This is a genomic window from Vibrio sp. V38_P2S17PM301 (genome assembly GCF_009904845.1).
Taxonomy (GTDB): Bacteria; Pseudomonadota; Gammaproteobacteria; order Enterobacterales; family Vibrionaceae; genus Vibrio; species Vibrio proteolyticus.
Window position 1 is genome coordinate 1 of record NZ_WXWO01000103.1, and the last position, 5,270, is coordinate 5,270.

General features: G+C 35.4%; 3 protein-coding genes. All 3 read right to left on the minus strand.

Annotation, left to right across the window (positions count from 1 at the left end):
• On the minus strand, positions 1-1,493 hold a 1,493-nt coding region (locus tag CAG64_RS21880), incomplete at its 3' end, for a hypothetical protein (protein WP_161489362.1).
• Positions 1,494-1,926: 433 nt separating this feature from the next.
• A complete protein-coding gene (gene dgt, locus CAG64_RS21885) occupies positions 1,927-3,408 on the minus strand; it encodes a dGTPase (RefSeq protein WP_161488885.1) in 1,482 nt (493 codons plus the stop codon).
• A gap of 482 nt (positions 3,409-3,890) precedes the next feature.
• Positions 3,891-5,084: a hypothetical protein gene (locus tag CAG64_RS21890; protein ID WP_161489363.1), complete on the minus strand. Its 1,194-nt coding sequence runs from the start codon at positions 5,082-5,084 to the stop codon at positions 3,891-3,893.
• Between the last annotated feature and the right edge of the window lie 186 nt (positions 5,085-5,270).

A 5,270-nucleotide genomic window follows, 5' to 3' on the forward strand; every position in this document is an offset into this window, starting at 1 on the left:
ACATAATATACAGGCCTTTCTTGCTTACAATGATAGGAAAATTTTTCAGCATCATTATCTAAAGACGTTTTTAGTGAGCAATCTAAATTTTTACTTCGTCCAGATGAGACAGCAATTTGATGGAAATAATGAAATTTATTTGCATGCTGACCACCTTGAATTTCAAGCACAAAATCTAATTCTTTTGTTGAAACTCTTAGATCGTCGTATAGAATTTTTGAATTGGTTTTTATCGTAACTTCACTATTAGGATAATAGCCAAGACTTTCTAGAAATAGCTTGGCTTGTCGATTGGTTTTTGTATGCTCTTTTTTTTCTATTTCTAAATCATGGTAAACAATTTTTACCAGCTCAATCATTCCGGTTTGAGTTACTGACAACATTCCGCCAAGATTATTTTTTATAGCAGATTTGTTGTTTAGATTAGATAGGTATTCTATTTTTTTACTGTTTTGTAAATTATCTATGTTGACATGGTAAACTTTATTTACTAGCCAGTTGATTGCATTTTTAACGTTATCTTTGTTTATTCTATCACCATCAATCCAATACCCATTTTCAACATCATGTGATTGCCAAGGCACCCAGTTGTACTGCGGAAACTGTTCTATTAAAAATTTAACATATGAGGTGTTATTCTCACTAAACCAATTAGGTATTCGTTTAGAAAGTCCACCCTCGTCAATCATTTTTTTTAGTGAACATGATATAATGTCGCATTCATCTATATCTAAATTGTTCGCTGCGTCAAGTATAGCTTGCCGAACGTTTTCTATACACCAATGGCGCTGAGCAACTGTCTTGGTTATAGGATTTTTATTTTCAAAGTATATAACCATTTGACTAATACTATTTCCAAATAACTTCATCATCAGCTTGCCTTCATCAATTAGAGTAAGGTAACCAGAGGTTGCATCTCCCCAGTTTACACCTTTAATTGAGAGTTCTTTTTTTAGCTTGTTGTATGCGAACAAATGTTCATGGCTATAAGAGTTATTATTTTTATCTAATTTCAAATAACCCTGAGGTAAGTTTTTCATTTTGTAAGCTAAAAATTCTCGCCTATACATTTTATTGATTAGTTCAAATGGAGAGTGAAGACTAGAGGACATAAGTATATTTGTTAATGGCCAATCTCTTAATAGTTTTTGTGTTATATCTGTAGGTGACAACTTAGTGTTAAACTTAACTGAATTTTCTTTTAGTAGTCTGTCTAGAACATCTTTTCCATAACCTGATTTAGCTAGCCACTCTTCTCTACCGCGTTGATTAATTAAATTAGTGAAATTTTCCTTTGTTCCTATCAGTTGCAAAACCTTAGAAAAATTATCTGAATTTTTATCTCCTGTGGATTTTTCTATCACATACCTCCATTCTTTCTGTTTCACTCCACTTTTCATGAACAGGTTTCTGAGTGGTTTATCACCTTCTATTGTTGATAATTTTCTTTGTGTTAATAGTGATTCTGCATCTTCAAAAGTGGCTGCACTCATAGAGGAGTAGCTTTTGTTTAGTGTGTTGTTTAGGAAGTTCACTAGTTTAACTTCTATAGATTTTAATCTAATCTGCATGTTTTAAACTTTATCTATAATATTTAATTGTGTTGTTGAGGTGAGCGAAATCGTTGTAATGGTTCTTATAGGTTAAGGGTAATATTTTTCATCGTGATTCTTAAAGCACCGATTTAGGCTGTAGATCTTGTTCCATAGGGTTACAGACAGAAAATCATAGCCTGTGTCCAACATAACAAATGTACTCTGATGAGGTATTGTATCATCTGTGTTTTTCAGAGCTTGTCTAGATCGAAGAGCTTCAATAACTTGTTATTGATAAAAGTCTTTTCTCACTTGCCATCTAAGTATTGCATACTGAAATACCTTAGATCTCTAACACTAACGCTGTCTAGAATTCATATGGTTAACTACGTTATAAACTATCAATAATACTGAATGCTCGATACTCATCAAATGCGAACTGATCGGTCATTCCACTAACGTAATCCTGAATCAGCCTAACTCTAAAGTAGAACTCCCACGCATCATAACCCGCATCAAACGGTAGCTTTATTAAGCTTGCTTCAGTAAGGGCTCTTTCATAAGCTTGAACATGCTTATACGAGAGTTTTTTGAACAGTCTAGATGCATAGAGAGGGGCCCCTTTCTGTTCATTTTTGACTTGCTCAAACTCTACCCTTGTGAGGTTTAAAAGTGGGCTATAGGTATCAAGAAGGCCTTTGATGATCTGATAACCTTGCAGTTCACGTGCTTCGACTTCCTTATGACAAAATGCATATTTTGCTGCAACATTTTTGAGTGTTTTTATAAGTGCATGTCGGTCACTACCATCTTCAAGTAGGGCTCGGTTGAACTCTCCATGAAAAATTTCGTCGATATTGGCTAGAAAAATATCGCAGGCGTGAGGCACCAAAGTACCTCCGATAACGACTCTCATCATGACAAAGAATAGTGTATCTGGGTTACGAAAAGCTTTGTTCTCTGCCTGAATGATTAAACTCTCCATTAAGTTCTCATCACTGTCTATTTTCAGTTCTTCTCTAACAGCAGGATATTCATACTTTAAAGCCGTTTTTAATGTGTCGACAGTTAATATGCCTTTTTCTACAGCGTCTTCAAGATCGGCCAGACCATAGGATATATCATCGGCAGCTTCCATTATGTAAGAGAATGGTGAGCGGCAGTGTGCCTTTATATCTAAAGCCTGAAGAAGATTTGAAATATAGGGTTGTTCACTAATGTAGTAGCCAACTTTTTTTCGTAAGTAACTAAATGTTTCGTTTTCCTTTTGGGGCTTAAGCTCATCTCCACGGCGGGTATATTTTAGTATTCCTGAAACTTGACTGTAGGTGAGACAAAGATTGAGAATGGAGTGAACTAAACGAATTGCTTGAGCATTACCTTCAAAACTAGACAGGTCACGAATCATTTCTTTGTTTAAATCAAGGCTATGCAATGAAATGAATTTTGAAAGGTTTTGCTCGAACCAATCATTGATGGCCTTTTCTCCGAAGTGGCCAAAAGGAGGGTTACCGATATCATGCATCAAGCAAGACATTTCAACAATAGACTCAATATGCCGCTCTAATCCTGCAAGACCATATTCTTCTTGAGCATCTCTAGATAGTCTTTCAAAGATTTGTTGGGTAATGTAACGTCCATTTTGTTGTACTTCCAATGAGTGGGTCAACCTGCTGCGGACAGAAGCATTGCGCTCTAGTGGAAAAACTTGTGTTTTTTGTTGTAAGCGCCGGATAGCCGCAGAGTTAATGATACTGCCACGGTCGCTTTCAAATATACTCAAACTACATTTTTCTTCAGGTTTCCACGCTGTGGGCGTTGTATTGTCGTAGCTTCGTACATAACGGATTTTCTTCTTGAAATTTATAGTCATTTTTTTTAGCTATCAGTTACAGTGACTCATAAACACTATTCGCAAAAGGTAAGAGTGAGAAGTCGATTCCATAACATTTGAGAATTAACGCAACAAAGTACTGTAATTGAGTGCACTGTTATTTTCCTATTGGCTGTTTGATAAAAGTTAGGCGGGAAAATGTCAGCCCAAGTTCTAACGTTTGAGTAGATAAGTTGGCTATATCTCTTCTAGTTCGCTGGCTTAAGCGTATTCGAAAAGTAAATACGAGGTGAAACGAACACTATATCGGAGGATACTTCGTTAGAGGATGGTAAGTTAAGACTGTTGGGCTATATTGGTGGATTACAAAAAGGGCCAACTCTTGCGAGTTGGCCCTTTCCAGCTGGCGTAAGTTGATCTTGGTTGTTAATTTATTGATTTTATTTAATATTGTTCAGTTTGATTTTCTACAGTGTACCTTGTGGTGTACCTATTGCTTACTATAACGATGAATCTATACTTTAGTCTCGCTTCAAAAGAGGTCTTCCAAAAGTTTTTGTTTCAAATATTTTATCCAAATTTGTAACCTTCTTTTTCTGCTCCGATGGCATTGTAAGAGAGTCGTCGTTGGAATCTTGACCTACATTGCCCTCTTTAGCATCCTTTTGATTTGCTAGTTCCTTGTCTATCAATTCCTTAAGCTTGGCCTTAATCCCGTTCTTTGCACTATCTCCTGCAATCTCGATAAGCTTAGTCCAATCTGATTCGCTGAATGTCAGTGTTTTTTCTTCTTTAGTCGTCTTTGGTACATTACCATCTGCTTTATCCCTTTTACTTCTATTGAATTTCTCAACCAATTTGTTTTCTAACTGTTTAAACGTGTCTGGATCTTTCGTCGCACAAAGTACATCGAAAATACACATGATTGTTTGCTTTTGCTTATCGACATCCTCTGTTATGGATAACCCGATGGATGGGTATTTTTTTGTTAAATACCGGTAGTACCGACTGATTAACTTAGCATCATCTGTTTTAAATGCTTTTCTATCTGCATTTCTGTTAATAAAAACGGTTGTATATAAGCTTTCTACCTTCTTAAGTAAGCGGTATGTGCTTCGCTGTTCCTTTGGTAAGCTTGAGGTGATTATCACTTCTAGTGCACTAACAAGATTGTCGTAGGTTGAACCAGTCTTGTTTGGGCAGAAATCTGCTAGAGGCTTTAGGTAGTCGGTGTATCGAGGTAAGTATTTTTCCCCTGAAAGACTTTGTGATTTGGTTTTATCTTTTGATTCTGATTTGGCTTCGAAAGAAAATGTAGTTACAGGGTAGCTAAGCTCTATGTTGCCTGTGTTAACTATGGCCTGAACGATAACAACAAAAAAATAAAGGGCTCTTGGCTCGTCATTGAGCCATCCGATGTGATTGCTAAATTCATATTGAATTTCTCTTGATTGATCAAAAAGATCGTCAATACAATCGCCTAGTTCATATTCTTCTTCCTCGGTTAAGTTTCCATTATCTAATTTTTCTCTAGCTATTCTTAATTTTTTACTAATCAATTCCTTCAATGTTAATTCAAGGTTAGCTTTCTTGTGATTATTAAGATTAATAATTGTATAGCTATATTCGGATTCTGATTCAATGATTCTAATATATCGTTTTAATTCATTTTCAGTTGATTTTTTTATTAATTCTAAATATCGGTATGAACTCATTCTGAATCCTTGAGTAAGATTTTTGTGGGAATGTTGTAAGAAATATACCGGATTTAGTACATATTTACAGTGGGTTTTTGTTGTTTTTTGTGGGGTTAATGTGGTTTTTTTGTTGGTTTTTATCGTTTCTGTGTTTTCTTCATTAGTCAACTTTTTTTGAAAAAAAAAGAGTAGATGAGATTACCC